The organism is Rhizobium sp. NPDC090275, assembly GCF_044772225.1.
Taxonomy (GTDB): Bacteria; Pseudomonadota; Alphaproteobacteria; order Rhizobiales; family Rhizobiaceae; genus Rhizobium.
In genome coordinates this window covers 227,077-250,893 of the sequence record NZ_JBIVYL010000001.1, presented here as the reverse complement: position 1 = coordinate 250,893, position 23,817 = coordinate 227,077, and the positions used below count along the sequence as shown (strand labels likewise).

General features: G+C 60.0%; 20 protein-coding genes and 1 tRNA gene. 14 read left to right on the top strand and 7 right to left on the bottom strand.

Features of this window, described 5'->3' with window-relative positions; all coding sequences use genetic code 11:
- Positions 1 to 11 precede the first annotated feature (11 nt).
- The 5 genes from ACIQUB_RS01155 to chvE all read right to left on the bottom strand — a co-directional run bounded on the left by ACIQUB_RS01155 (position 12) and on the right by chvE (position 6,560).
- Complete coding sequence (locus ACIQUB_RS01155; RefSeq protein WP_402928362.1) at positions 12 to 1,445, bottom strand: aldehyde dehydrogenase family protein; 1,434 nt, start codon at positions 1,443 to 1,445, stop codon at positions 12 to 14.
- A gap of 83 nt (positions 1,446 to 1,528) precedes the next feature.
- Positions 1,529 to 2,524: an AraD1 family protein gene (araD1, locus tag ACIQUB_RS01150; RefSeq protein WP_162737551.1), complete on the bottom strand. Its 996-nt coding sequence runs from the start codon at positions 2,522 to 2,524 to the stop codon at positions 1,529 to 1,531.
- Between the two features lie 127 nt (positions 2,525 to 2,651).
- The gene (gene mmsB / locus ACIQUB_RS01145; protein WP_113238387.1) at positions 2,652 to 3,860 is read right to left on the bottom strand and encodes a multiple monosaccharide ABC transporter permease; all 1,209 of its coding nucleotides are present in this window, start codon (positions 3,858 to 3,860) and stop codon (positions 2,652 to 2,654) included.
- A complete protein-coding gene (mmsA, locus tag ACIQUB_RS01140; protein WP_047506352.1) occupies positions 3,857 to 5,395 on the bottom strand; it encodes a multiple monosaccharide ABC transporter ATP-binding protein in 1,539 nt (512 codons plus the stop codon). The genes mmsB and mmsA overlap by 4 nt, the downstream gene beginning before the upstream one ends.
- Positions 5,396 to 5,495: 100 nt before the next feature.
- A complete protein-coding gene (chvE, locus tag ACIQUB_RS01135; RefSeq protein WP_018897233.1) occupies positions 5,496 to 6,560 on the bottom strand; it encodes a multiple monosaccharide ABC transporter substrate-binding protein in 1,065 nt (354 codons plus the stop codon).
- Between the two features lie 242 nt (positions 6,561 to 6,802).
- Between chvE and ACIQUB_RS01130 the strand changes: the two genes are divergently transcribed.
- The gene (locus tag ACIQUB_RS01130; protein ID WP_402928355.1) at positions 6,803 to 7,834 is read left to right on the top strand and encodes a LysR family transcriptional regulator; all 1,032 of its coding nucleotides are present in this window, start codon (positions 6,803 to 6,805) and stop codon (positions 7,832 to 7,834) included.
- 74 nt (positions 7,835 to 7,908) lie between these two features.
- Entirely contained in the window at positions 7,909 to 8,427 is a 519-nt protein-coding gene (locus ACIQUB_RS01125) for a hypothetical protein (protein WP_113238405.1), read from the top strand.
- Here ACIQUB_RS01125 and ACIQUB_RS01120 read toward each other — a convergent pair whose 3' ends face one another.
- Positions 8,428 to 8,694 carry a hypothetical protein gene (locus tag ACIQUB_RS01120; RefSeq protein ID WP_113238389.1) on the bottom strand — a complete coding sequence of 89 codons (267 nt, stop codon included), beginning with the start codon at positions 8,692 to 8,694 and terminating at the stop codon, positions 8,428 to 8,430.
- A 167-nt stretch (positions 8,695 to 8,861) separates the two neighbouring features.
- Here ACIQUB_RS01120 and iolG point away from each other — a divergent pair, with 167 nt between their 5' ends.
- Together iolG and ACIQUB_RS01110 are read left to right on the top strand one after the other, a co-directional pair.
- Positions 8,862 to 9,854: an inositol 2-dehydrogenase gene (iolG, locus tag ACIQUB_RS01115; protein ID WP_113238390.1), complete on the top strand. Its 993-nt coding sequence runs from the start codon at positions 8,862 to 8,864 to the stop codon at positions 9,852 to 9,854.
- A gap of 307 nt (positions 9,855 to 10,161) precedes the next feature.
- Positions 10,162 to 11,307, top strand: coding sequence for an acyltransferase (locus ACIQUB_RS01110; RefSeq protein WP_113238391.1), 1,146 nt, complete (start codon positions 10,162 to 10,164; stop codon positions 11,305 to 11,307).
- Here ACIQUB_RS01110 and ACIQUB_RS01105 read toward each other — a convergent pair.
- Positions 11,304 to 12,518 (bottom strand): ROK family transcriptional regulator, encoded by a 1,215-nt coding sequence (locus tag ACIQUB_RS01105; protein WP_113238392.1) that lies wholly within the window; start codon positions 12,516 to 12,518, stop codon positions 11,304 to 11,306. The genes ACIQUB_RS01110 and ACIQUB_RS01105 overlap by 4 nt on opposite strands.
- 229 nt (positions 12,519 to 12,747) lie before the next feature.
- Here ACIQUB_RS01105 and xylF point away from each other — a divergent pair, with 229 nt between their 5' ends.
- The 10 genes from xylF to ACIQUB_RS01055 all read left to right on the top strand — a co-directional run bounded on the left by xylF (position 12,748) and on the right by ACIQUB_RS01055 (position 23,660).
- The gene (xylF, locus tag ACIQUB_RS01100) at positions 12,748 to 13,788 is read left to right on the top strand and encodes a D-xylose ABC transporter substrate-binding protein (protein ID WP_018897226.1); all 1,041 of its coding nucleotides are present in this window, start codon (positions 12,748 to 12,750) and stop codon (positions 13,786 to 13,788) included.
- A gap of 251 nt (positions 13,789 to 14,039) precedes the next feature.
- The gene (locus tag ACIQUB_RS01095) at positions 14,040 to 15,350 is read left to right on the top strand and encodes a sugar ABC transporter permease (RefSeq protein WP_018897225.1); all 1,311 of its coding nucleotides are present in this window, start codon (positions 14,040 to 14,042) and stop codon (positions 15,348 to 15,350) included.
- A 13-nt stretch (positions 15,351 to 15,363) separates the two neighbouring features.
- Positions 15,364 to 16,164 (top strand): ATP-binding cassette domain-containing protein, encoded by an 801-nt coding sequence (locus ACIQUB_RS01090; RefSeq protein ID WP_026282772.1) that lies wholly within the window; start codon positions 15,364 to 15,366, stop codon positions 16,162 to 16,164.
- A 131-nt stretch (positions 16,165 to 16,295) separates the two neighbouring features.
- Positions 16,296 to 16,372 (top strand) — tRNA-Arg (locus tag ACIQUB_RS01085).
- A 1,303-nt stretch (positions 16,373 to 17,675) separates the two neighbouring features.
- Positions 17,676 to 17,960 (top strand): hypothetical protein, encoded by a 285-nt coding sequence (locus ACIQUB_RS01080; RefSeq protein WP_402928348.1) that lies wholly within the window; start codon positions 17,676 to 17,678, stop codon positions 17,958 to 17,960.
- A gap of 350 nt (positions 17,961 to 18,310) precedes the next feature.
- Positions 18,311 to 19,102: a TIGR04255 family protein gene (locus tag ACIQUB_RS01075; protein ID WP_113238393.1), complete on the top strand. Its 792-nt coding sequence runs from the start codon at positions 18,311 to 18,313 to the stop codon at positions 19,100 to 19,102.
- Positions 19,099 to 19,686 (top strand): hypothetical protein, encoded by a 588-nt coding sequence (locus ACIQUB_RS01070; RefSeq protein WP_113238394.1) that lies wholly within the window; start codon positions 19,099 to 19,101, stop codon positions 19,684 to 19,686. Before ACIQUB_RS01075 ends, ACIQUB_RS01070 begins: the two co-directional genes overlap by 4 nt.
- A gap of 35 nt (positions 19,687 to 19,721) precedes the next feature.
- Positions 19,722 to 20,549, top strand: coding sequence for a hypothetical protein (locus tag ACIQUB_RS01065; protein ID WP_113238395.1), 828 nt, complete (start codon positions 19,722 to 19,724; stop codon positions 20,547 to 20,549).
- A gap of 440 nt (positions 20,550 to 20,989) precedes the next feature.
- Positions 20,990 to 21,496: a hypothetical protein gene (locus ACIQUB_RS01060; RefSeq protein WP_162737549.1), complete on the top strand. Its 507-nt coding sequence runs from the start codon at positions 20,990 to 20,992 to the stop codon at positions 21,494 to 21,496.
- On the top strand, positions 21,486 to 23,660 hold the full coding sequence (locus ACIQUB_RS01055; protein WP_113238397.1) for a hypothetical protein: 2,175 nt from the start codon (positions 21,486 to 21,488) through the stop codon (positions 23,658 to 23,660). Before ACIQUB_RS01060 ends, ACIQUB_RS01055 begins: the two co-directional genes overlap by 11 nt.
- The last annotated feature ends 157 nt before the right edge of the window (positions 23,661 to 23,817 follow it).

The following is a 23,817-nucleotide window of genomic DNA, read 5'->3' as shown; positions in this document are numbered from 1 at the left end:
CTATTTTGACGTCAGGCCAGCGTGTAGCTGGTCTTGACGGATGTGTAGAATTCGGCGGCGTACTTGCCCTGCTCGCGCGGGCCGTAGGAAGAGCCCTTGCGGCCACCGAACGGAACGTGGAAATCGACACCGGCCGTCGGCAGGTTGACCATCACCATGCCGGCCTCGGCGTTGCGCTTGAAGTGCGTCGCATGCTTGAGGCTGGTCGTCGCGATGCCGGAAGACAGGCCGAACGGCGTGTCGTTGGCGGTCGCCAGCGCCTCTTCGTAATCCTTGACGCGGATGACCGAGACGACGGGTCCGAAGATCTCCTCGCGGGAAATCCGCATCTGGTTCGTGGCTTCGGTAAACAGCGTCGGCTGCAGATAGAAGCCGGGCGTGTCGCGCTTCAGAAGCTCACCGCCGAAGGCGAGCTTGGCGCCTTCCTTTTTGCCGATCTCGATATAGTCGGTGTCGGTCTTCAGCTGCTTCTCATCGACCACGGGGCCGATATGCGTGCCCGATTTCATGGCGTTGTCGACGACAAGCGTCTCAAGCTTGGCCGTCAGGGCCGCCACGAACTTGTCGTGGATGCCTTCGGTAACGATCAGGCGCGAGGATGCCGTGCAGCGCTGGCCAGTCGAGAAGAAGCCGGAATTGGCGGCAGCTTCGACGGCGACGTTGAGGTCGGCGTCGTCGAGAACGACCATCGGATTCTTGCCGCCCATTTCCAGCTGGAACTTGCGGTTATGCTCGAGCGAAGCGGCGGCGACGCGTTTTCCCGTGCCGGTGGAGCCGGTAAAGGTGATGCCCGCAACATCGGGGCTGTCGAGCATGGCCTGGCCAACGACCGAGCCCTTGCCCATGACGAGGTTGAGCACGCCCTTCGGCAGGCCGGCGCGGTGAAGGATGTCGACGATCGCCCAAGAGCAGGCCGGAACCAGCTCGGCCGGCTTGAACACGATGGTGTTGCCGTAGCAGAGCGCCGGCGCGATCTTCCAGGCCGGAATGGCGATCGGGAAGTTCCAGGGCGTGATGATGCCGATGACGCCGAGCGGGTCGCGGGTGATCTCGACACCGATGTTCGGGCGTACCGACGGGATGGTTTCGCCGGCAAGGCGCAGCACTTCGCCTGCGAAAAATTCGAAGATCTGGCTGGCGCGGATGGTTTCGCCGATCGCTTCGGGAAGCGTCTTGCCCTCTTCGCGGGCAAGCAGCGCACCGAGCTCGTCCTTGCGCGCCATGATCTCGTCGCCGGCCTTCTTCAGGATGACGTGGCGTTCCCAGATGCCGGAACGCGACCAGGCCGGGAAAGCGGCCTTGGCAGCGGCGATAGCGTTCTTCGTGTCTTCTGCCGAACCATCGGCATAGAGGCCGACGACTTCGTTCGTATCCGACGGGTTGATGTTCTTGGTGGCGTCCGAGCCGATCCATTCGCCGGCGATCAGGTTCTGATAAATGGTCATGGGCCCTGCAAGCCTCCTTTACCGCTTATGAAAGACTGGCCCGACAGCCAATGCGCCGGGCCCTAGAAACCAGAGCTGAGAAATCAGAGCTGCTTGACGACGATTTCTTCTTCGGCGTCGATCTTCAGCGGATTGCGCAGCGGCAGGCCGAACTCGGCGACCTCGATCTCGAACACGTCGCCCTCTTCCGTCTTGATGCCTTCGGCGAACGACAGCGTCGCCGTGCCGAACATGTGGACGTGAACGTCGCCGGGGACGCGGAACAGGCCGTACTTGAAGTGGTGATATTCGAGGTTGGCGAAGGTGTGCGACATGTTCGCTTCGCCCGATAGGAAGGGCTTCTCGAAGATCACCTTATCGCCGCGCTTGATGCGCGATGTGCCGCGGATATCCTCAGGCGCCGCACCGATGCGGATCTCGGGGCCGAAGCTTGCCGGACGCAGCTTGGAGTGCGCGAGGTAGAGATAGTTCTGGCGCTCGGTGACGTGGTCGGAAAACTCGTTGGAGAGCGCGAAACCGATGCGGAACGGCGTGCCGTCCTCAGCAATCACGTAGATGCCGGCCATCTCAGGCTCTTCGCCGCCGTCGAGCGCGAAGGATGGGGAGACGAGTGCGGCGCCAGGAGCTGCGGCACCATAGCCGTTGCCCTTGTAGAACCACTCGGGCTGGACGCCCTTTTCGCCGGCTTTCGGCTTGCCGTTCTCGAGGCCCATCTTGAACATCTTCATCGAGTCCGTCAGCGTTTCTTCCGCGGCCTCGGAGGTCTTCTTGTGCATGCTGTCACGCGTCGCGGCCGAGCCGAGATGCGTCAGGCCCGTGCCCGTCAGATGCAGGTGCGCGGCGTCAGGATGCGTCATCGGCGGCAGGAAGCGACCTTCGGCATATGCCTTTTCCAGATCAACAGCTTCACCAAGGCCATGCGCCTCGATCACCGATGCGAGCGACTTGCCACCATTTGCGGCTTCCATGGCGAGCGCATAGACGCTGCCGGCATTGTTGACGGCTTTCGCGGTACCGCCCGGCTCGCGCACGGCGACGACGATCTCTCCGTTCGAACCCTTGATCTGCGAAATAAGCACGGTCTTCATCCTTTTTTTCCATTGCGCGGAATGTGCTCCGCCATTCCGGCTCCCGAGGGAGCCGGATTGCAAGTTCATGTCACTGCGAATTCAAGTCACTGCGAATAGGTGGGCAGCGCCGAAGCGCTTAGCCCTTGTTCTTGTTGTAGACGTCGAAGAAGACGGCTGCGAGCAGCACGAGACCCTTGACCATCTGCTGGAAGTCGATGCCGAGACCGACGATCGACATGCCGTTGTTCATGACGCCCATGATGAACGCGCCGATGACGGCACCGGTGATCTTGCCAACGCCGCCGGATGCCGAAGCACCGCCGATGAAGCAGGCCGCGATGACGTCGAGCTCGAAGCCGACGCCGGCCTTCGGCGTTGCCGAGTTCAGGCGAAGCGCCACGATCATGCCGGCGAGACCGGCGAGAACGCCCATGTTGACGAAGGTGAAGAAGCTCAGGCGCTCGGTGTTGATACCGGAGAGCTTGGTGGCCTTTTCATTGCCGCCCATCGCGTAGATGCGGCGGCCGATCGTCGTGCGGCGGGTGACGAAGCTGTAGGCCGCGATCAGCACCAGCATGACGATGAGAACGTTCGGCAGGCCGCGATAGGTCGACAGCAGATAGCCGAGTGCGACGATCGCCAGCGAGATGATGACGTTCTGCGCGACGAAGAAGCCCATCGGCTCGACGTCGATGCCGTGGCTTTCGTTCACCTTGCGGCGGCGCCATGCGAGGTAGAACAGGATGACCGGCAGGATGACGCTGAGCACCAGAGAGGTGATCTGCGTCGGCGTGCCGAAGATGTCGACCATGTCGCCAGGCAGGAAGCCGGTGGAGATGACCTGGAATTCCTTCGGGAACGGACCGATGTTCTTGCCGCCGAGAACCGTCAGCGTCAGGCCGCGAAACACCAGCATGCCGGCCAGCGTCACGATGAACGACGGAATGCGGTGATAGGCGATGAAATAGCCCTGCGCCGCGCCGATGACGCCGCCGATCGCCAGACAAAGCAAGGCCGCGAGCCAGAAGTTCATACCCCAGGAGACGGTGAAGATCGCCGCCAGCGCGCCGACGAAGGCGACGATGGAGCCGACCGACAGATCGATATGGCCGGCCACGATGACCAGCAGCATGCCGAGCGCCATGATGACGATGAACGAGTTCTGGAGAACGAGGTTGGTCAGGTTGACCGGCCTGAACAGGATGCCGCCGGTGTAGAACTGGAAGAACACCATGATCGCGACGAGCGCGATGAGCATGCCGTATTCACGAATGTTGCCGCGGATGTAATCGACGACGGAAACGACGTTGCTTTCCTCGTGGCTGGTCGGGTTGACAGGAGTCATTGTTTCTTCTCCCCAGAGCGCATGATGGCGCGCATGATGGTTTCTTGGCTCGCTTCGCCCTTCGGCAGTTCAGCGACGATGCGACCTTCGTTCATCACATAGATGCGGTCGCAGTTGCCAAGCAGTTCAGGCATTTCCGACGAGATCATCAGAACGCCTTTTCCATCGGCAGCAAGCTGGTTGATGATAGTATAAATTTCGTATTTTGCACCCACGTCGATACCGCGGGTCGGCTCGTCGAGGATCAGCACGTCGGGATCGGAGAACAGCCACTTGGACAGCACCACCTTCTGCTGGTTCCCACCCGAGAGGTTGACCGTCTCCTGGTAGATGCCCGACGAACGGATGCGCAGCTTCGACCGGTAGTCGGTGGCGACCCTGCTTTCCTTGATGCCGTCGATGACGGTGCTCTTCGAAATACCCGCCAGGTTGGCGAGCGACGTGTTGTGCATGATGTTGTCGGCGAGCACGAGACCGAGATGCTTGCGGTCTTCGGTCACGTAAGCGAGACCGGCATCGATCGCCTTGCGAACGGTGCTGGTGTCAACCTGCTTGCCGTCGACATAGACTTCGCCGGTGATCTTGTGGCCATAGGCCTTGCCGAATACGCTCATCGCGAACTCGGTGCGGCCGGCACCCATCAGGCCGGCGATGCCGACCACCTCGCCCTTGCGGACGTTGATGTTGATGTCGTGCAGAACCTGGCGGTCGCGATGCTGCTGGTGAAATGCATTCCAGTTCTTCACTTCGAAGATGGTTTCGCCGATCGGAACCGAGCGTGGCGGATAGCGGTCTTCGAGATCGCGGCCCACCATGTTTCTGATGATGGTGTCCTCGCTGATCTCTTCCTTATGACAGTCCATCGTCTTGACGGTCATGCCGTCGCGCAGAACGGTGATCTGGTCGGCGACCTTGCGGATCTCGTTGAGCTTGTGCGAGATGATGATCGACGTGATGCCCTGCTTGCGGAACTCCATCAGGAGGTTCAGCAGCGCATCGGAATCGCTTTCGTTGAGCGACGCGGTCGGCTCATCGAGAATGAGCAACTTGACGCTCTTGGACAAGGCCTTGGCGATTTCGACGAGCTGCTGCTTGCCGACACCGATGTCGGTCACGAGCGTGTTCGGAGATTCGCGCAGGCCCACCTTGGCGAGCAGCTGCTTGGTGCGGTTGAAGGTGGTTTCCCAGCTGATGACGCCGCTCTTCGCATTCTCGTTGCCGAGGAAGATGTTTTCCCCGATCGAGAGCAGCGGCACGAGCGCCAGTTCCTGGTGAATGATGACGATGCCGATTTCTTCGGAGTCCTTCAGGACTTTGAAATTGCGGACGTCGCCGTCGTAGAAGATCTCTCCATCATAGGTGCCCGAGGGGTAGACACCGGAAAGAACCTTCATCAGGGTCGACTTGCCGGCCCCGTTTTCCCCCACAACTGCGTGTATCTCACCCTGGCGAACCTTGAGGTTCACATTCTCGAGCGCTTTTACGCCCGGGAACGTCTTGGTGATGTTCCGCATTTCGAGGAGTGTATTTTCCATGATCAAAATTCCAGCGCCGTGGCCGTAAGATCGGCCTGGCGTTCTAAAAATCGGAAACCGGAACCCGCGCGCGAAGGCGCGGATTCCGGCGTTCGTCAGATTACTTCAGCTGGTCTTCTTTGTAGTAGCCGCTGTCGACGAGAACGGTCTTGTAGTTCTCCTTGGTGACGGCAACCGGCTTCAGCAGGTAGGACGGAACGACCTTTACGCCGTTGTCGTAGGTCTTGGTGTCGTTGACTTCAGGCTCCTTGCCGGACATGACGGCATCAACCATGGCAACGGTAACCTTCGCCAGTTCGCGAGTATCCTTGAAGATCGTGGAATACTGCTCGCCTGCGATGATCGACTTGACGGAAGGAACTTCCGAGTCCTGGCCGGAAACGACCGGCAGCGGCTGATCGCCAGAACCATAGCCTACGCCCTTGAGCGAGGAGATGATGCCGATGGACAGACCATCGTAAGGCGACAGAACGGCGTCAACCTTGGCGTCGGTGTAGTTAGCCGACAGCAGGTTGTCCATGCGAGCCTGGGCCGTTGCCGGGTCCCAACGCAGCGTGCCGACCTTGTCCATGCCGGTCTGGCCGGACTTTACGACGAGCTTGCCCGAGTCGATGTAAGGCTGCAGGACGGACATTGCGCCATCGTAGAAGAAGAAGGCGTTGTTGTCGTCAGGCGAACCACCGAAGAGCTCGATGTTGAACGGGCCCTTGCCATCCTTGAGGCCGAGCTTGTCGACGATCGTGCCGGCCTGAAGAACGCCGACCTGGAAGTTGTCGAAGGTTGCGTAGTAGCTGACGTTGGCCGAATCGCGGATCAGGCGGTCGTAAGCGATGACCTTGATACCGGCGTCAGCAGCCTTCTGCAGCACGTCCGACAGCGTGGTGCCGTCGATCGAAGCGATGACGAGAACCTTCGCGCCCTTCGTGACCATGTTCTCGATCTGAGACAGCTGGTTCGGAATGTCGTCGTCTGCATACTGCAGGTCGGTCGTGTAACCGGCGTCCTGGAGCTGCTTGACGATGTTGTTGCCGTCGTCGATCCAGCGAGCGGACGACTTGGTCGGCATGGCAATACCGACGAGACCCTTGTCAGCGGCAACAGCCGGCATAACGAACGAAGCAACGCCGAACGCGGCAGCTGCCATCAATGAGATAATGGATTTCATCTCTCTCTCCCTAAGTTAATAAATGCGCGGGCGACTCCTCGCCCACCCCGAACTGTGGCGGGTTTCGTATTGGATAATACTTCAATAGCGAGAAACGAAGTAGGTCTCCTCCACGCTCTCACACGTGTTGAGTGCCAACCAGCACACGGCGGCAAACTGGTATGGATTCCTATAACTGTCAAATAGAATAAGTGGCAAAAGGCATAACAAATTTGGTATATCGTTAAAAAGTATTACTTTTAATGGAGAGCAGTAGGGAGGCTGCAACCATGTCGAGCAATTCAGGGCATGTGGCATTAGAGAACGTGGATATACAGACAGAGATTTTTGGGGATGACGGCCTTCTGCGGTCGGGACTCAAGCTGAATCACTTGCGCATGATCGTCGCAATCGAAGATAGCGGCCAGATTTCGGCGGCTGCCGAAGCACTTAACATTTCACAGCCCGCCGCGTCGCGAATGCTGTCGGAAATGGAGACCATTGTTAAGACTCCGCTTTATGAGCGCGTTGCCCGTGGCGTGGTGCTGACCACCTTCGGCGAGGCACTCGCAAGGCGTGCGCGCAAGATCATGTTGGAACTCAGGGAGGCAAGCCGCGAGATCGCCGAGCTCAGATCCGGCAAGGGCGGATCTGTCTTCATCGGCGCGGTGACAGCGCCCGCAATGAGCCTCGTCGTCCCCGCCATCAAGCAGATCCGCACGGCGCTTCCCGGCATCGAGGTCAACATTCAGGTCGAGACCAGCAACGTGCTTGCCCGCGAGCTTCTGGCCGCCCGCCACGACTTCGTCATCAGCCGCATCCCGGATGATCTCAACCCGCGGCTTTTCGAGGTGCAGGAGATCGGCGTCGAGCGCGCCTGCCTGATCGTGCGCAGCGGCCACCCTCTATTACAGAAGGGCGTGGCCACCATGGCCGACCTGACGGAATACGACTGGGTCTTCCAGCCGCCCGGCACATTGCTCAGGCGCACGATCGAGGACATGTTCCTGTCGCGCGGCGTTGCCGTGCCAGAGAATATCGTCAACACCTCGTCGCTGCTGCTCACCTGCGCGATCATCTGCCAGACCGACGCGATCGCTCCGATCGCCATCGACGTCGCCCACTTCCTGGCGGCGCAGCGTTCACGCGCCTCGGATGTGCGCGTGCTGCCGATCGACTTCGAGATCAACGTCCGGCCCTACAGCCTGATCACCGCAAGGGAACGCGCCCTGCCCCCGAGCGCGCGGCTGCTTTACGATCTGGTGCTGGCGGAGAGCCGCAAGGGCGGGACCTGACTGTTTGGATGGGGCCTCACAAGCCCCACGCCATCTTGGTCGCGTTCTATGCGCATTCGCGCAAGGGAGGCTCCATGCTATTCGGACAATCGCTGTTCCAGTCAGTGCTTGATCGCCTGAAGGAAGAGGATGGCGACTCTATAGAGGAGGCCGCTCCCGTCTCGCACCGCATGCCGGGCTTCACGACGGGCCTCGCTTTCGACGTGATGGAGGGCGTATCCGCACCCTCGGCGCGGCCCGGCCAGGCCTATTTCGACAATCTGGAATTCGAAACGCCGCGAGAGGCAACCGCCCAGGTGCCGCCCGAGCCCTCGCCCGAGCCGGTGACCGAGCCACTCCCCGAGATCGAGCTCGAACCGGTGATGCCGGAGCACCTCGCCCGCACGGCGCTGCCTGAGATCGCCGCCGAACTGGCGATCTCGGCGAACGACACAGTCCAGAGCCTCAGCGACAAGCGACGCGGCTTCGCCAAAGCCAATCATCCCGATCGCGTCCACCCGCTGTTTCGCGACAACGCCACCAAGCGCATGACGATCGCCAATCAGCTGATCGACGAAGCGATCCGCCGCAAGACGAGAAGCGCCAGACGCTGATTACGCGTCGTTCTTGGGAGCGTCCTGCGTCTCGGCAGGCTCGGCGGTCTTGTCCTCGACAGCCGCCTTTCCCTCGCTAGGGTCTGCAGGCTTGTAGGACCAGAGCAGCACGTAGGCGGCATAAGCGCCGGCGCCGGCCGCCAGCACCGCCCAGAAGGGATCGCCCCACAAGGCCTCGACCCCGGTCCAGCCGAAGCAGACCGCGACGATGAGAACGCGCACCCAAAGCGCGCGGTAGGCCGGATGGTTTGGATCGATCAGCTGCATCTCATTCCCACATATGAATTGTTACGTGTCTTTAAGATGGTTTCTTGAAATGTGAAAGGCCCACGGCCTTGACGACGCGTGTATAAAATGGAATGAAAATTCCACAAGGAGATAAATTCGGCCCATCCATTCCGCGAGAAGGCAAGCCGAATTCAAGGGAGGTTTACATGACAGTCAGATTTGGTCTTCTCGGCGCCGGTCGTATCGGCAAGGTTCACGCCAAGGCAGTCAGCGGCGATGCCAATGCAAGGCTCGTTGCCGTCGCCGACGCCTTTCCGGAGGCCGCCAACGCCATCGCATCCGCTTACGGCTGCGAAGTCCGCACCATCGAGGCGATCGAAGCCGCCAGCGATATCGACGCCGTCGTCATCTGCACGCCGACCGACACCCATGCCGACCTGATCGAGCGCTTCGCCCGCGCAGGCAAGGCGATCTTCTGCGAGAAGCCCGTCGATCTCTCCGTCGAGCGCGTCAAGGCCTGCATCAAGGTGGTGGACGAGACCAAGGGCAAGCTGATGGTCGGCTTCAACCGCCGCTTCGACCCGCACTTCATGGCCGTGCGCCATGCCATCGACGACGGCCGCATCGGCGACGTCGAGATGGTGACGATCACCTCGCGCGATCCGGGCGCCCCTCCCGTCGACTATATCAAGCGTTCCGGCGGCATCTTCCGCGACATGACGATCCACGATTTCGACATGGCCCGCTTCCTGCTCGGCGAAGAGCCGGTCGCCGTCACAGCAACCGCCGCCGTTCTCGTCGACAAGGCGATCGGTGAGGCCGGCGACTACGACAGCGTTTCCGTCATCCTGCAGACCAAGTCCGGCAAGCAGGCGATCATCTCCAACTCGCGCCGCGCCACCTATGGCTACGACCAGCGCATCGAGGTGCACGGCTCCAAGGGCATGGTCTCGGCCGAAAACCAGCGCGCCGTCTCGATCGAAGTCGCTAATGGCGAAGGCTATACCCGCCCGCCGCTGCACGATTTCTTCATGACCCGCTACACCGAAGCCTATGCCAACGAGATTGCAAGCTTCATCGCCGCCATCGAAAAGGGTGCCAGGATCTCTCCCTCGGGCGCCGATGGCCTCGCCGCCCTTGTGCTTGCCGACGCGGCCGTCCAGTCCGTCAAGGAAGGCAAGCTGATCAAGATCGGCTGACGGTTTTCTCCCGACCGAAAGCCACATAGGAGATGGCCGGGGCCCGACCCGGCCATTTCTCGTTTTTGCCTCCGGCGCGATCGTCGTCGCACCCTCTGCTCTCTGACATTGCCTGTAACATTCGCCTGGCTCGATCACAAAACGCACCTTGGCGCGGCCCTCGCAAGTGCATTGCCTGTCTTTGTATATTAGCAAATTTTCCGCACGTCCGACGCGTGTTACATTGCGCCAAATATCCAAATTAGCATTGGTTTCCTTCAGTTTTCGGGCCATTCATGCCACCTCCGACGAACTGGGTGACCAATAGATGGCGGAAATTTCGGGCTCTTCCGGGCGAATTGGCAGCCTCGACGGCTTGCGTGGCATCGCCGCTTTATGGGTGCTGATTGGGCACGCTATGCTGCTCACCGGATGGCATCTGCCGCTGATCGGCGATCCTGATCTCGGCGTCGATCTCTTCATCATGCTCTCCGGCTTCCTGATGGTGTTTCACTATCAGCTGCGCCAGGAAAAGGAGCCGTGGTCGGAGATCTCGACATGGTCGAATTTCTGGACCCGCCGCTTCTTCCGCATCGCCCCACTTTATTACGTGATGCTGGCGATCGCCATCGCGCTCGGCCCCGTCATTTTCGAAAGCCGCATGGTGATCGACCACTTCCTTGGCGTCACCCCGCAGCTTCCCGAACGCTATCTCGACGGCAGCCTCGAGAACGTGCTGCTGCATGTCAGCTTCCTCTTCGGCCTCTCGCCGGCGCACGCCTTCCGCACACCGCTGCCGGATTGGAGCATCAGCCTCGAAATGCAGTTCTATGCCGTCCTGCCCTTCCTGATGCTCTTCATCCACCGGCTCGGCTGGCTGCGCGGGAGCATCGGCGTGGTTGTCGCCGGCGTTGCGATCGCCATGGCGCTCCGCTTCGTCGGCGTAAACTTCCCGATGCCGGCCTTCCTGCCGCTGAAGATGCACGTCTTCGCATCAGGTATGCTGCTCGCCGGCGCGCTCAACGCCTCGGCCCCACGCGCCCTCGTCCACTTCCTGTTGGCGCTGGCCTTCGTGGCGATCCCGATCGGCGGCGGCATGACCGTCATGCGCGAAGTCGTGCGCCTCGGACTTGTCGTCGCCTTCTTCGCGCTGATCTTCCACGCGCATCTGCCGCGCCCGCTGGCAAATCCGCTCAACCGGATTTCCGATTTCATGGGCAACAGGTTCTGCCACGAGCTCGGCGAACTCTCCTTCGGCGCCTATCTGATCCACCTGCTGGTCATGCAGCCCGTCATCGCCTATCTCATCAAGGCGCATGGCCACGACATCAGCGACTTACAGCGCTTTCTGCTCTCCATCGTCATTACCATCCCGATCGTCTACGCGCTGTCTGCGGTCGGCCACAGGTTCATCGAGATGCAGGGACAGAAGATCGGCAGAACGCTCACGCGGCGCAGGACATCCGCCGCTTAGCCGAACCCGCCCTGGACGATATCGCCGTCGATGACGGACAGCGCCCGGTTGAGATGCCCCTCGAACACCAACAGCGGCTCGTCGAACACGACGCGCAGCTCTGGCATGCCCTGCATCCTGACCATGTGCGACTGGGCAAGCCCCTCCTCGATACCGGGCCTCAGCAGATCGTAGTAGCGCGTGCCGGGCCCGGTGATCGCCACCGGCATCCGCTCGGTGAGGCTTAGCAGCCGCGACAGCCCGTTTCCAAGCGCCAGCCCCGCCTGCCGGAAGGCGAAGGCCGACATCCGGTGTCCCTGGCGCGCCCGCGCCGCGATCTTGTCGAGCTCGCCGACGGGAACGAACTTCGCCGGGATCGTATCGTCAGGCACCTCGAAGGCCATGCGCAGGATCGCGTAGAACCCGGCATAGGCCTCGATGCACCCCCTGCTCCCACACCGACAAAGACCGCCATTCGCCACATGCAGCATGTGCCCGAAATTGGGCGCCGAGATCTCCCGCTCGGCCGGCCCCGCATTGCGGACGATCCCGAGCCCGATGCTGTGCCCCAGCGACAGCGCCGCCAGCGACCGCAGCCCGTCTGGATTGCCCGCATCCTCGCGCGCGCCAAGGGCTGCGGCAACCAGCAGCGTCTCGTTGTCGAGAATGATCTTCGCCTGCCACGCGGGCCTCAGCGCCGCCTCGAAATCGATCCGGTCGCTGCCGAAGATCGGCGACCACAGGAGCACGGCATCATCGGAGCTCACCAGCCCCTTGCTGCTGATCGAGATCAGCTTGATCTTGTCCCGCGATAGCCGCGAACGCTCGAGCAGCCGCTCCAGCCCCTCACCAACAGCATCCGCGAATCGAGCGGCGCCATCGGGATCGTGCGAGCGGTCCTCACCGAACTGGTCGATCAGCGTGCCGGCGTAATCCACCAGCGAATATTGCACGCCATCCGACGAAATGATGACGACGATCAGATAGCCGCTGTCGCGCCTCTGGCGAAACTGCACGCGCGGCCGTCCTCGGCCGCTCGCCGCCTGCTGCTCGGACTTTTCGATCACCTCGCCCTTCTCGAGATCGGCGGTAATCGCCGAAATCGTGGCCGAGGAAAGCCCGGTGAAATCAGCTATTTCGGTATGGGACAGCGCGCCATGACGCCTCAGCGCGGCAAGCACCAGCACGCTGTTGCGCTGGCGCACCAGTTCCGTGCTCGATCTGGTCAGCATGAAGGCCGCCCTATTCCCGCGTGCATTCCACCCCTCGTTCACACCGTATCTCCAACAACCTCCACGTGAGAGATCATTCACAGGTAGTGCGGTGTTGACAGTTGAAAAAATCTCTGACACTTAATTTCTCGACTGTCGAGAAAATAATGAAAACCTTTCCCGACAGCACATCGCGGCGGCCGGAGGAACCACTGGCTGGGGCTGGCCGCATTCTATTCGGGAGGATATCATGAAGCATGTTTTGAAGCTGATGGCAGGTGCTGCCATCCTCGTATCGGTGCATACCGCCGCAATGGCTGCCGACCTCGTTGTCGGCGTGTCGTGGTCCAACTTCCAGGAAGAGCGTTGGAAGACCGACGAAGCCGCCATCAAGAAGGCGCTTGAAGCCAAGGGCGCCAAGTACATCTCCGCTGATGCCCAGTCGTCCGCCGCAAAGCAGCTGACCGACGTTGAATCGCTGATCTCGCAGGGTGCCAACGCCCTCATCGTTCTCGCGCAGGATTCCGATGCAATCGGCCCGGCCATCGAAAAGGCTGCCGCTGAAGGCATTCCTGTCGTCGGCTACGACCGCCTGATCGAAAACCCGGCTGCCTTCTACATCACCTTCGACAACAAGGAAGTCGGCCGCCTGCAGGCGGAAGGCGTGTTCAAGGTCAAGCCTGAAGGCAACTACGTCTTCATCAAGGGCTCCTCTTCCGACCCGAACGCGGACTTCCTGTTCGCCGGCCAGATGGAAGTCCTGAAGGCTGCCGTTGACGCGGGCAAGATCAAGAACGTCGGCGAAGCCTACACCGACGGCTGGCTGCCGCAGAACGCCCAGCGCAACATGGAACAGTTCCTGACCGCCAACAACAACAAGGTCGACGCCGTTGTTGCTTCTAACGACGGCACGGCCGGCGGCGCGGTTGCTGCTCTGGACGCACAGGGCATGGCAGGCACCGTTCCGGTCTCCGGCCAGGACGCCGACAAGGCAGCTTTGAACCGTATCGCGCTCGGCACCCAGACGGTTTCCGTCTGGAAGGATAGCCGCGAACTCGGCAAGCGCGCTGCTGAAATCGCGCTCGACCTCGCCGGCGGCAAGACCATGGACAAGATCGACGGCGTAACCGCCTTCGAAGGCGGTCCGAAGAAGGTGAAGATGCAGTCCATCTTCCTGAAGCCGCAGGCGATCACCAAGGACAACCTGAACGTCGTCATCGACGCAGGCTGGATCACCAAGGCTGAAGCTTGCCAGGGCGTGAAGGCCGGCAGCGTCAAGGCTTGCGACTAATCCTCGCCAGCTGAGCCAACACACCGGCGCCGTGGCGATCTCGCCGCGGCGCCGGATGCGGATGGAGCCCAATGAAGCGCTCCCCGCCTCGCAACGCACCGCGAACGCTTTGATTCCCTGCCGCAACGATGCCGCGCCCCACGCGGCCGCTTCGGAAGTCTCTCGGTGGTCGATTTGAAGAACAGGGCACCTCGGCAAGGGCTTTCGGGCACCCGCGCCAGAGCCCAAACAATGGGGGAAACGGCAAACCCATGGCAAACATCACGCAATCCTCATCGAGCCATCCGCGCTCGGCGGAGGGTAACCCTTTCACGCGCTTCCTGCGCGCAACTGAGATCGACACGCGCCTGCTCGGCATGGTCGCGGCGCTGCTGGTCATCTGGATCGGCTTTCATCTCTACACCGGTGGACTGTTTCTGACGCCGCGCAACCTCTGGAACCTCTCGGTCCAGACCACCGAGATCGCGGTTCTCGCGACCGGCATGGTGCTCGTCATCGTCACCCGCAATATCGACCTGTCCATCGGCTCGATGCTCGGCCTCGTCGCCATGATCATGGGCGTCGTCCAGGCGAAGTTCCTGCCGCAATATCTCGGCTTCGACAATTCCTGGACCTGGCTGATCACGCTCATCTGTGGCCTGATCGCCGGCACTTTGATCGGCCTCTTTCAGGGCGTCATCATCGCCTTCCTCGGCGTCCCTTCCTTCATCGTCACGCTCGGCGGCTTCCTCGCCTGGCGCGGCCTTGCCTGGTATGTGACATCCGGCCAGACGGTCGCCCCCCTCGACACCACCTTCCGCATCATGGGCGGCGGTGCCGAAGGCTCCGTCGGCGCCACATGGAGCTGGATCATCGGGCTGATCGCCTGCGTGCTGATCATCGTCGGCATCATCAGCTCGCGCCACCAGCGCAAGCGCTTCAACTTCCCCCGCCGGCCGCTCTGGGCCGAGTATTTCCTGGTTGTTCTCGGCTGCGCGCTGGTGCTCGGCGCCATCTGGGTCTCGACCATCTACTACTGGCCGGTGGCGATCGCCAAGAAATACGCCGAAGCCAACGCCATCGCCTGGCCGGAAACGGGGCTCTTCATCTCCTACGGCATCGCCGTGCCGGTCCTGATCGCCGTTCTGGTCGGCATCGTCATGACCTTCATCGCCACCCGCCTGCGCTTCGGCCGCTACGTCTTCGCGATCGGCGGCAACCCTGAAGCGGCCGAGCTCGCCGGCATCAAGACCCGCTGGGTGACAGTGCGCATCTTCGCGCTGATGGGCTTCCTGGCAGCCGTTGCCGCGGCGATCTCCACCGCCCGCCTCAACGCCGCCGCCAACTCGCAAGGGACGACCTACGAGCTGTACACCATCGCGGCGGCCGTCATCGGCGGCACGTCGCTTGCCGGCGGCACCGGCACGATCGCCGGCGCCATGCTCGGCGCGCTCGTCATGCAGTCGCTGCAGTCGGGCATGGGTCTCGCAAACGTCGATACCCCCATACAGAACGTCGTCGTGGGCGCGGTTCTCGTCGTTGCCGTCTGGCTCGACACCGTCTATCGCTCGCGGTCGAAGTAAGAGGAGCCTGGATATGACTGATCAACGCACTTCCCCAAGCCCGAACACTCCTCTCGTGGAACTGAAGAACATCTCGATCTCGTTTGGCGGCATCCACGCCGTGGACAATGCCTCGGTCGATCTCTACCCCGGCGAGGTTGTCGCCCTTCTTGGCCACAACGGCGCCGGCAAGTCGACGCTCATCAAGATCCTCTCGGGTGCCTACAAGCGCGACAGCGGCGAAATCATGATCGACGGCGAACCCGCCGATATCAAGAACCCGCGCGACGCCAAGAAATACGGCATCGAGACGATCTACCAGACGCTTGCCGTCGCCGACAACGTCGACGCCGCCGCCAACCTCTATCTGGGTCGCGAGATCCGCACCAAGTGGGGCACGCTCGACGACGTCGCCATGGAGGCCTCGACGCGCGAGGTGATGGGCCGCCTCAACCCCAATTTCCGCCGCTTCAAGGAGCCGGTGAAGGCGCTTTCGGGCGGGCAGAGGCAATCCGTGGCGATCGCCCGCGCCATCCTCTTCAACGCCCGCATCCTGATCATGGACGAGCCGACGGCAGCCCTTGGACCGCAGGAGACCGCGCAGGTGGGCGAGCTGATCAAGCAGTTGAAGAAGGAAGGCATCGGCATCTTCCTGATCAGCCACGACATCCACGACGTCTTCGACCTAGCCGACCGCGTCTCCGTCATGAAGAACGGCCAGGTGGTGGGCCACGCCCGCACCGAGGACGTGACCAAGGACGAGGTGCTCGGCATGATCATCCTCGGCAAGGTCCCCCCCAAGGCCATCCCCGGCCCCGGCGCCATGCAGGTCTGATCGCGAAGATCTAGAAAACCAAAGTCCGCCATCGACAGAACGGCGGACTTTTCATTTTGGTGATTGAAGCCAGCCAAAAGCTAGGCTAAGAACCACCCATCGGACAGGCGATTCAAACCCGCCTCAGGCATGCACCCGTAGCTCAGCTGGATAGAGTGTTGGATTCCGATTCCAAAGGTCACAGGTTCGAATCCTGTCGGGTGCGCCATTTTTCTCTTATTCTGCCTCGCCGCATAAGCCCGGACTCGACCCCGCTAAGCGCGGACTGCAGAACCCATAACCGCGGACTCTGAATTCGTCATTATTCGCTCAACATCATGATTCCGCACAATATTCTATCCCCGCCGCCTTATTTGGGCGGCGCGGCGTCGCCAAGCCGATCTTCTGATTCACTTCGCTTGGTGTTCACCCCCAACAATGCAGCGTCACAATCCGACAACAACCCTTGGTGTATATGCGCGTCACGCTACACGTGAATCAAGCTTCCGGTCACCCAGCGAGCATCTCTCAGGACAATTGTTGACAACGGTCCCCGAGCGCCTTTTATCGCAGCTTCCCGCACCGGGCAGGCGTTAGCCAAACGTAAACCATCTTTCGATGTCGGTAGAAGACGTGTCAGGTCTCACATTTTGCCAAGAGACGCCGCAAACCGCTCTTGAAGGGTCCCCGACCTAAGTATGACTCTTAAAGCAGCATAATAATTCAACGAATCGGTAATAATGTCCGAATACAGCGTCGCCGATAGAAAAGATCAGGTTATGTATCCGCGACACATGTAAAATAAAACGCTGGAATATACTTGGGCGCGGCGCCGCCTCGAATCTTACCGCGGGATTCGACGATGAATGCTTGGGAAGCCCCCGGATTTCGAATCCTTTGACGGGCCGCGAACGACCCTCCAGAGAGTGCATCTTGAAACATGTGAGCCCACTCGTTTAAGGATTCGCATTCGGTGTAACTTGCCTTTGCGGACCACTCTAAACCTAGCGCGCTAGCGATCACCGTAGCGAAGTCGAGAGTGCTCGCCACCCGATGGCGCACGCCTCCCTGTAGAGCTTCTGCTGTGTCGCCATCGTGAAAGGGTTCGCACTCAAACTCTCATCGAAAGGAAGGTGGCGGGCACAATCACATGCCCGCCACGACGATCTGGCATAATAGGGACGCACTCCTCGGTCGCCGCAGCATGGCGGAAACCACATATGCCAGTCGCGCCCGATCGCCATGAGAAATCGGGCATCAGGCCCGCAGAAGGGACCGGATGTCATTGTTATCCCGGGAAAAGGTTAACAGGACACCGGCGGCCTGGTGTATCTCGCCTACCTCTCTCATCCGCGTACGGTCAGTGGATGTGGCTGCCTTTGAGGTTCGACGAGGAACCGCAGCAGGGATCCGAAGTGCCGTCCGCATATCGGAGCTGATCGCACACCCGGCGCCAAGCACGCTACTCGCATTAGCAATCGCTTGCGAATGTTATGACCGATGCTAGGGTGCCCACTCGCGGGGGAACATCAATGACAATCGAAGAGCTGGTAGATCTGCAGGAAGCGGGGGCTCGAGCGCGGGTGCTTGGCATGAAGCCACACGACAAGCCGAGAAAGCACCCCATGGATCAGCTCGTAAAGAAAACCAAATCCACTGCCGCGCGTCTGAAGGCATCTCGCCTCGCGAGAGGCTACAGCCTCGAAGATTTTGCCATCGCGACGGGGCTTACAATCTCCGAGATCAAGACCGCCGAGGACGAACTCACGTCCGCTCCGGCTTCGCATATGGCCCGGATCGAGCGTGTCGTAAGCTAGTCGCTGTCAAATCTCGTTCGCGGGGCCATCGCCTCGTCGAGGAGGCGGGCCGCAAACGCTTGACCAGAAAAGCGCCACCGCGAACGGACGGCGCATATGTGTTGTGGACATTGGTGCCGCCCGGCGCAGAAGAATGGACCGTCCTGAGGTTTGGGGCGATGCCGCCAGGCGACATTCGTAGAATGTCGAAACAGCAACTATGTTCCGGCGTGCGAGTAGGCTGCGCAAGGAATGGAGCCACGAACTGAGGTTCGCTAACTTTATTTTGAAGTTGAGGCCACCGGCCCCTTTCCGTGTGACTTGCATGTGTTTAGTTTTGTGTATAGTTACACCGAGCGAAGGGAACACTTATGGCGCAGATGAAAAACGCCCCGATCAAGTATGTGATCGGCGTAGTCCGGTTCCCTGAAATCACAGATTTCGACACGTTTACCAAGGAAATGGCCCGCGGGCTGGCGGACAACTATCCTGCCGGAAAAGAAGCTGAGATCCCGCAGATCAACGTGCATATCGATGAGCGTGGCGTGCAGGTTCAGAACGAAGTCCTTCGCATCTGGCAGTTTCGGAGTGAAGACTTCAAATGGTCGGCCATCGTGCACAAAGGCATGATCGCTCTCCATACGCGAGGCTATGTCGGGCATGAGGACTTTCTCCGCAAGCTTGTCGGCCTCGCCGAGGTCGCTGTCCGGACAGAGAGCAACCAGGTCAGGATGATCGAGGGCGTAGCATTGCGGTACCTCGACCTCGTGGAACCAAAGCCCGATGACGTTCTCGAGCAGTATCTCCACGAGCGCTTCATGCCGATTGGACTGAAATTAGGCGATTTTTCGCTACGCGAGGGCGTGAATCAGTTACAGATGAGCACAAAGGCTGGTGCTGCACTGAGAGTTCAAGTCGCCAGGAAGCCGCCTTCGGTATTTCCTCCCGACCTAAACTCGCAGTTGATCCTGGACAACAACTGGCAGATCGATCGACCACTCGGAGACTTTCTTACAATCGATGCCGATCACGCAATGACATACTCGCCTCCCCGCAAGGTTGACCTGGAGGAGCTGCGGGCCAATATCGTAGATCTCTGGCAGCCGATCAGAGACGTCTTCGACAAGATTACGACCGAGCATGCAATGAAGGTGTGGGCATGAGTGCAGTAGCTGCAACGAGCAAGATCAACTTCTTCGGGATCCTGAAAGGGGTCACGTATTTCGCTGCCGCGGGCGCTTCCGTCACAAATGGTTTCGCCGCGGACCGAATGATTCTGACCTCGAACGTTCAGATGGTTCCGAGCACGGATCACCTGCTGCAGCAGGAGACCGTGATCGACTTCGCCGCCACTATTCGCGAGATGCAGCAGAACGGGCTTCCCGTCAGTGCAATCGCGGACTTGATGCGTGTCGAACGGAAGACCGTGTACGCTTGGATGAAGGACACTCAGCCGCGGCGGGATGCGATCGACAGATTGACGGTCGTCTATCCGATCATCAAGGATGGGTTCGGGACCAACCTGAAGACCGTTCACAGGATGATGAAGACCAAGGATCGATCGGGTGTTTCTCTGGAAGAACTTCTAACGGCGCAGGTAATCGATGCTACCGCTGTGAACCGTTACCTTGCTACATTCGCTCCAGCGATCAAGCGGTACGCGGCACAAGATGCAGCACTCTGGTCGAGTGGGAAGGGCAACGCAATTCTCGACGAAATGCCCATTGCCGTTGTCGGACGCTCGTGATCTCCTTTCTTGGGTGATGCACTTAGGAGATGGAATTGCACGAGTTCGGAGAGGCGGAAGCGCAGAAGATACTTGAGCTGGGATGGCGCCAAGGATCCTCGTTCCGCGTGAGTGGGGAGCTTGCAAAGCAGCTGGGGTTCGAGGACGACAAGCTCGTCGTCGTGGTAACCCAGTCGTGCACGGTTGTCAGCTCAGACCTTGCCAAGGATCCATACGTTGAAGTCATGGTACTCGAGCGGTCGTCGGAAGCATACAAGGCGACCACCGATCATGCGCGCGGCAAGAACATGCGCAAGCTGACGATCCCTTTAACCGAGAACGGCGAGCAGGCCGCCTTCGTAGTGAATATCAATGCCCGCCGTTTCATTGATCGCGCCCTCCTTCTCGACACTGCGCCGGATGGACCCGCTGGGACAGTGGAAACGGGGGAGACGATTGGCCGCTGGCTGGGCTATTCCTATTCCAGAGCCGCTTTGCCGAACAACCTCGTCAGCTTCTTTCGTGCCGACGGTTTCGATCGAGAGGTCGAGAAGGTGCTGAAGGCGAAGTTCGAGGAAAGCCCCTTGCACGAACGCGTCAGGGCGATGTTCGCTTCCTGGTCGTCGGAGGACGAGGTCGACTTCTACAAGATGAGGGTCGATTTCCTATGCGACGACGAACTTGTCGCTATGGAGCTTGAGGACCGTCTGCAAAAGGCATTCGGCACGGAGCTTCCGAACATCGCAGCGACAGGCCGTCTCGAACTCCAGATGAACGTCCGGGCGGCAGGATCGACCTACTACACCGACTTCGATGGGATGCGTCGCTTCTCTCGATGGGATTTCTTCTCCAGTTTATCCGACGACTCGACCGAGACCGCATAAGCCACACTAACCCCGCATCCGCGATTGACGGCAGATGGCGCTGACGATACCCCCGTTGGCGAGAGAGAAGCGGCACGGTGGACGATCGATGACGGTCACGACATTGGCGAATGCAAAGATGAGCGTATGCGTGAATGGGGCTTATATCCCGTTCAAAAACACGCCGGACACGATGCAACGCTTTGTACGTCCGGCACTGTTCTCAACGGGTGACGAAGTTTGGGAGCTTCGGACCTTCGGAACCGCGCTGATCTGCAGGTATCGCAACCTATACCTCGCTGTGACCACTGGCCACCAGGTCGGTGATGGCAACCTGAAGCCCTCGCCGGAAAAGTTCGTCGTCCTGGCGACCGACGGACAACGGACGTTAGCGATTCCGCCAAAGTCTGTCCGGAAGCCCCGTATAGGCGAGGAACAACGCACTGCTCCGGCTTCTTACCGTGCGCACGCAGCTCCTAATCATCGATGACGCGCAGTATTTGTTTTTTGATCGCCCGGACAACGGTGCCGCCATGTTCAAGCTTGTGAAAACGATCGTCGATTACAACGAACTTGCGGTCATGCTTGTGGGCGAAGAGCGGATCGCTGACTACGTGCACAGTATCGACGCCTTCGAGAACCGTTCGTTCAACGCAGACGTTCTTCAATGCCTGAGCGCGAGCGCAGACGACCTCCTCCGGTTTTCGAAGCTGCTGGGGTCGATCGACAGGCGGCTTCCTTTCGCAAATCTCAGCGGCTTGGACGACAAGTACCTGGCTGAGGATTTGTACCGATACAGCCGCGGACAGATCGGGCGGGTCATGAATGTTGTCCGTCCCGCCGCTTATCTGGCGTTGAATGACGGTTCTTCGCGAATCCTTGTCGAACATCTCCAGAAGGTGGTCGCCACGCGGCTGAAGAAGGGCGACGACTGGAATTACTTCGGATATCTTCGCCATGCAGCATGATCGCTTCCGCACCGAGCGAATCTTTTCGCGGTGGCGGGTGCGGCCGGGTTTTGGCGAGGAAATCCGGTCGTACTTTGCCCGCCTTGTTGCCGACAACGCAGATATTACGCCTGCCATCTACGCCAAGAACTGCGGGTTTAACCGCGGTGATCGCCAGGAAATGTTGGAAGCCGTTTTTCGGCTTCCTCTCACACCGGACGAGAAGGAAAGCCTCGTCCGGTGGACGCCCACCCATTCGAGGACCATTTCCGGGCAATCCATCGCAGTCGACCGAGTAAGCGGGCTTCGACGCCATTGCGCGGAATGCGTCGAGCAAGCGCCTTACTCGCGGGTGTGGTGGAGCCTCTCCCGGTTCGAAACGTGCCCTTTCCATGATACCTTGCTTATTGAAGAAAAGCTGACGGGCGAAAAGGTTCGGTTCCCCTACTTCGGGTTCCATCCCGGCGGCATCGTCGCGCCTCCACCGCTCACGCAGCGAGGGGCGGCGAGCTTTGAAGGCTACGTCCTCCAACGCCTTGGAGTAGTGGAACCGGGCCTGTGCAGACCGATACTCGACCAACATTCTCTGGACGCGAGCCTATCCATCGTCCCGCTCATCGGGCGCTTTCTTTCAAATCCTCGGTCCCGTGAGACACCACCGCTTCGCATCGGGCATGTCGGTGTCGGGTTCGACGCTCTTGGATCCGATGAGGATCATTTCGAAGAGCGCCTCTCGGTGTGGATTGCCGCCAATGTCGACGTGAAGGCATTTGGCAGGGCATCGCAAACCTACTTTGGCCACGCAGCCCGCTTGTGGAACGAGAAGTCCTATGACGCTCCTATGCAGCAAACGATCAACGCCGTGATGAACCGCGCATGCGGAAGATATGGCACCCTTGCGAGAGCAATGCGCAACAAGGCCGTTGTCGGAATTCCCCCAAACGGACGCGACGTTCAGCGCGAGCTTGGCCTCACACCATATAGTCTCCGTGTCCTCGGCCAGCGGGTGAAGCTCGATGTGGGGAGATCTGAGGACGGTGTATTCGAATACACGCCGCGGATAATCGAAACTCTTCGTGGCGCGATAGCATCGCTAGTGCCAATCCAGGAAGTCGCCGCTTCACTCGGCTGCACCGTCGAAGAAGCGAACGGTATTTGCATCCTGATGGCAAAGAAAGGATGGCGAGGAGCTGTCGGTGTAAGAATTGGCAGGAAAGTCGTGCGGCACGTATTCCGGGCGGATCTCGATGCTTTCCTAAACCTCCTCGAAAACTTGCCCGCGTCGCCAGACGACATCGAGACCGTCGGTATCGAGAGATTTCTCCGATTGTCGCGGAAGCGCACGATGACGGTGACAATGGCAGCTGTCCTAAGCGGTCGGCTGGCCGCGTTCAGGGGGCGATCGGGAGGCCTACGGGCGCTGTTGTTCGCGCGTCCGCCTAAAAGAGGGTACGGGGGGAAACCATCCGCGCTAGGAAAACGAGATCTTCCAAAGGATACAATGCGCATCACCGAGTTCACGGCGATAACAGGAATTCCGTCCGCCGGGATTAGGCACCTTGTCCGCCTACAGCATCTCAGCCTCCATAGCTCGTCCGCTCCCTTGCTGGTCCGAAGTTCGGCGGTGGCATTCCACGAGCGGTACGTGAACGTTGCCCGATACTCCGTTCTAGGAACAATCACGGTGGGGAAGGCAGCCAAGCTACCGAAGCTCGGGCTGAAACCGGCGTTCGAGCACAAGGACATCCAGGCGATGGTCGTGGAAAGGACGGCTCTGGCTGCTAAGCTCGGCCCATTGAGGGAGTATTCAGTCGAAGAGCGGAGAAGATGGAATGAATTCCGCCGCTTCGGCGAGCGAAACTGCCCATCATTCACCATGCCGTCCATCATGGGCGATGGCGACATGATCATTTACACGTCGTCGCGCAAGATGTTCTTCCGTGTCATCTCCTTTCCGGACGAGTTGCTCGTCACGATCAGGATACATCCCAGCGATACCCGCCGCGCTTGGCGTATTTATCGCGAGAACGAAGACGCGATCAGAAGATTGCTTGCTTCGTTCCGGTGGGTAGAGGATGGCGGCTACACCATTATACAGACTGCGGTTAAGGACTCGGCTGACATTGATCTCGTTACACGGGAGATCGGCGAACTAACCAAATTCTTCCGTTACAAGATGCCGTAGTTGTTGGAACCCAATGCGTCAGCCATCTGTACGGCTGGCGCATTGAATATATCGGCATACTGCCCCTCACTTCTGAGCCCGAGGCGACCGCGTTGCAGCCGACGGAAATTGCTTAAAAGTCCCGGCCTAGGAAGCAGAAAACGCGAATCCACGCTTT